Raw genomic sequence first — 3,283 nt, forward strand, 5'->3', positions numbered from 1 at the left:
TGTGGATGACCACCGGGGAGGCGCCTGGGCGGGCGCCGGCCGGGCAGTCGGTGCGCCCGCAGCGACACCCCAGCCGATCCGCCCCGGCCGCCAAGGCTCCCAGGGCGTCGGCGCGGCGCTGCTCGCGGGTGCGTGGATCATGGGCGCAGACGGTGTTGGCCAGCGCGGTCAACCGCTGATCGAGGGCCTGGGCATCCGGGGTCAGCAGGGAGCCTTCGATCTGGGTGAGGCCGTCTCGATCACCGCCGATCCAGATCTGGCGATCGCGCTGCTGTTTGCGGCGGCGCCGCACCGCATCGACGTCCGCGCGCGCCACAATCCGGTCGATCTGGGCGCCCAGCCGGCCTCGGCTCAGCCACGGCCAGCGCGGCACCTTGATCATCAGCTCGGCGTCCACGGCCGCCAACACTTCGAGATCGTCGATTAACTCGGTGCGATAGACGATGGTCTGAAACGCCAGATAGTCAATATCGCCGGCCACAAACAGCTGGGCCACCTGTGGCAGCCGCTCGCGCATCGCGCGGGCATAGCGCAGCCGACTGGCCGCTAGGCCCTGGCTGATCCGCAACGCCGCGGCCACCTCGGCGGCCACCGCCTCCATGGTGTCGATCGCCCAGTCCGCGGTCTCCGAGCAGCGCGCGAGCCGATAGGCAAACAATTCCCCGATTGCGACCAACTGCGCGGCCGCGGCTCGGTTCTCGGCCCGAGTGGCCGCACCAATCCGATCCAACAACCGTTCTGACTGCGTCGTCTTGGTCGGGTGATGCCGTTCGAACCACTCATCAAAGTGAGCGATCACCTCGGCTTGTGACTCGAACATACATTCGATTATGCCATGGCGCTCCGACAAGACAGACGCCGAGTTTCGCACCTGTGCAGAACTGGAGCCGGGCTAAGCCAGGGCTAAGCCTGGGCTAAGCCGGTGACTCGCGGGCCACGATCACCGGAACCTGCGCCATCTGGGCGACGGTTTCGCCGACCGAGCCCACCAGCATTCCAGCGAACCCGCCGCGGCCCCGGCTGCCGGCCACCACCAGCTGGGCGTCTTTGGAGTGTTGGACGAGCTGGCGTGCCGGCTGGTCCTGCACGACTACACGACGTACGTCCACGTCGGGATACTGGTCGTGCCAGCCCGCCAAGCGCTCGGCCAGTACCTGTTCAGCCATAGATTGCGTTGCTGGCCAATCGATTCCGGGCCACTCCGAGACATCAACATCGCTCCATGCGTGTAGTGTGACCAATCCGACCTGCCGGCGTGAGGCCTGATCGAACGCGATCGCGGTGGCCAGCTCGGAGGCCGAGGAGCCGTCGATGCCGACCAATACCGGCGCTGTACTGGGCTGCGCCACTGACGGGTCGTCGTCGTGGACGATCGCGACCGGGCAATGTGCGTAGCGCAGCACGGCGGAACTGACCGAACCCAGCAGCCGGCCAGGCCATCGCCCGCTGCCCACACAACCCGTGACCACCATGTCCGCGTCTTTGGACAGGTCGATCAGCGTCGGAACGGCTGCCGAGCCCAAGATTTCGGTGTGAACGCTAGCTGGACCCCTACCTTGCGCAGCTTCTTCGACGACTTTGAGCGCCTCGTCAACTAGTCGGCGCCCGTGATCCTGCTGCCATCGGGCCAGACCCGCTGGCAACGGCATCTTCAGCCGTGTCGAAACCTCGGGTGACACCGCATGCACCAGCGTGAGCGGGATGTTTCGCAGCTCGGCGTCGCGGGCGGCCCACTGCACCGCTCGCCGCGCGGCCGGTGATTCGTCAATGCCGACGACAATTCCCAGAGGTGCGTTGCGCATGGCTCGTCCTTCGCGTGTTGGCTTCGCGATGGACGCTATCGAGAGCGGTTGAGTTTGGTCAGAGCCGTTGGTCACCAGTCGGGCGGGCATAAGGCCCGTGCGATCGGCGCGCGGCAATTAGCAGTCCGCGACCGCGGGTTTGTAGGCGACGATGGCTACGGCGGCCATCCGCTCTTGATGCTTGCGAAATGTGTTGCTCGCCCGGGCCAGGGATTGGCGGACTTCGGTGCAGATGTCGTCCGGGACGTCGTCGGGCGTCAGGGCAAGCTCATGGATGGCGTAGCGGCCCCGCGGCCGCAGCACCCGCCCCGCCTCGGCGACAATCGCGTTCTTGGCCGCGTCGCCCTGCATGGTCAGCATCGCCTCGGCTATGACGACATCGACGCTGGCCGCGGGCAACCCGGTATTAGCCGCATCGGTGACCCGGACGTCTCCTTGGCCGCCGTGATCGTGCAGAACGACTTGGGGTGATGGATGAGGATTTCGGCGGCCGTTCGGCCCAGGCCGGGTGCCAGCTCAAGCACGTCGGCGTCGGCTACCTGAGCGCGGGCCAGCAGGGTGCGGGTGAGCCCGATGCCGCCGGGGCGAAGGACCCGTTTGCCCAGCCGCGCCAGCAGCCAATGGCCTTGTAGGTGGTCTTCGTCTCGATTCGACTGCGGTAGCGGCTGCCCGGCATCGGTGCCGGCTCCTGCCATTAGATGGGCCGTCGGGCAGCGGGTTTCACGACTGGCGTGCGGCGGCGCTGGTGCCCTCCTGGTATTCAGCCGGGCGCCGCCGGGTAGCACGTGGATCCGGACACGCTGGATTTGCGTTCGCGGAGTGCACCTTTCCGATTTGTATGGCCTACGCCCGAACTGCTGGTTGTGAAACGATTGGCCAGGGGGTCGCCACGCTAGTGGCTTGGGCCTGCGGCACCGCCCGTTCGCCCGCTCCACCTCGGGCTCATGCGAGAAGACCTGGAAAGATGGGCGGCGCCAGTGACCGTCGAGCCCACCTCCAGCGGGAAGGAGTCGCCACGTGAGTACCGGACCGGCGATCGAGGTTGCCATTGCCTTTGTGTGGCTCGGCATGGTGCTGGCCATCTCCTTTCTAGAAGCACCGCTGAAGTTCCGGGCGCCCAACGTGACCCTGCAAATCGGGCTCGGTATCGGCCGGTTGGTCTTTCGCGCGCTCAACACCGTCGAAGTCGGTTTTGCGCTTGTCCTGCTGGCGCTCGTGGTCGCCGGCCCGACACCGGTGCGCATTGCCGCGGCGTTCGCCGTGGCGTTGGCAGCGCTGGCTCTTCAATTGGTCGCGGTACGTCCCGCGCTGGTGCGACGTTCCGACCAAGTGCTGGCCGGGCTGACCGCGCCTCGGTCGCGGGCACACTATTTCTATGTCGGTCTGGAGGTGGTCAAGGTGGTCGGCTTGACCGTGGCGGGGATACTGCTACTGAACGGCTGAAGGGACTTACCGATGCAATCTATTTCGCTGACCGGCCT

The 3,283-nt window shown here is 66.6% G+C and carries 3 protein-coding genes and 1 pseudogene; 1 reads left to right on the plus strand and 3 read right to left on the minus strand.

Going from position 1 to position 3,283, the window contains the following annotated elements:
* The 3 genes and pseudogenes from F0Q45_RS25040 to F0Q45_RS25050 all read right to left on the minus strand — a co-directional run.
* The coding region (locus F0Q45_RS25040) for a DUF222 domain-containing protein (protein WP_149656449.1) at nucleotides 1–820 on the minus strand (820 nt) is incomplete at its 3' end.
* 94 nt (nucleotides 821–914) lie between these two features.
* On the minus strand, nucleotides 915–1,802 hold the full coding sequence (locus tag F0Q45_RS25045) for a universal stress protein (protein ID WP_149656450.1): 888 nt from the start codon (nucleotides 1,800–1,802) through the stop codon (nucleotides 915–917).
* Between the two features lie 198 nt (nucleotides 1,803–2,000).
* Nucleotides 2,001–2,497 (minus strand): annotated as a pseudogene (locus tag F0Q45_RS25050) (class I SAM-dependent methyltransferase); the annotation flags it as partial.
* Between the two features lie 322 nt (nucleotides 2,498–2,819).
* Here F0Q45_RS25050 and F0Q45_RS25055 point away from each other — a divergent pair.
* Nucleotides 2,820–3,245 (plus strand): hypothetical protein, encoded by a 426-nt coding sequence (locus tag F0Q45_RS25055; protein WP_149656451.1) that lies wholly within the window; start codon nucleotides 2,820–2,822, stop codon nucleotides 3,243–3,245.
* Nucleotides 3,246–3,283 lie beyond the last annotated feature (38 nt).

The organism is Mycobacterium simiae (genome assembly GCF_008370645.1).
GTDB lineage: Bacteria > Actinomycetota > Actinomycetes > Mycobacteriales > Mycobacteriaceae > Mycobacterium > Mycobacterium simiae_A.

Bases quoted from the DNA above. Each gene is read 5' to 3' on its own strand.
- F0Q45_RS25045 (WP_149656450.1), bottom strand. From the start codon at position 1,802: ATGCGCAACGCACCTCTGGGAATTGTCGTCGGCATTGACGAATCACCG.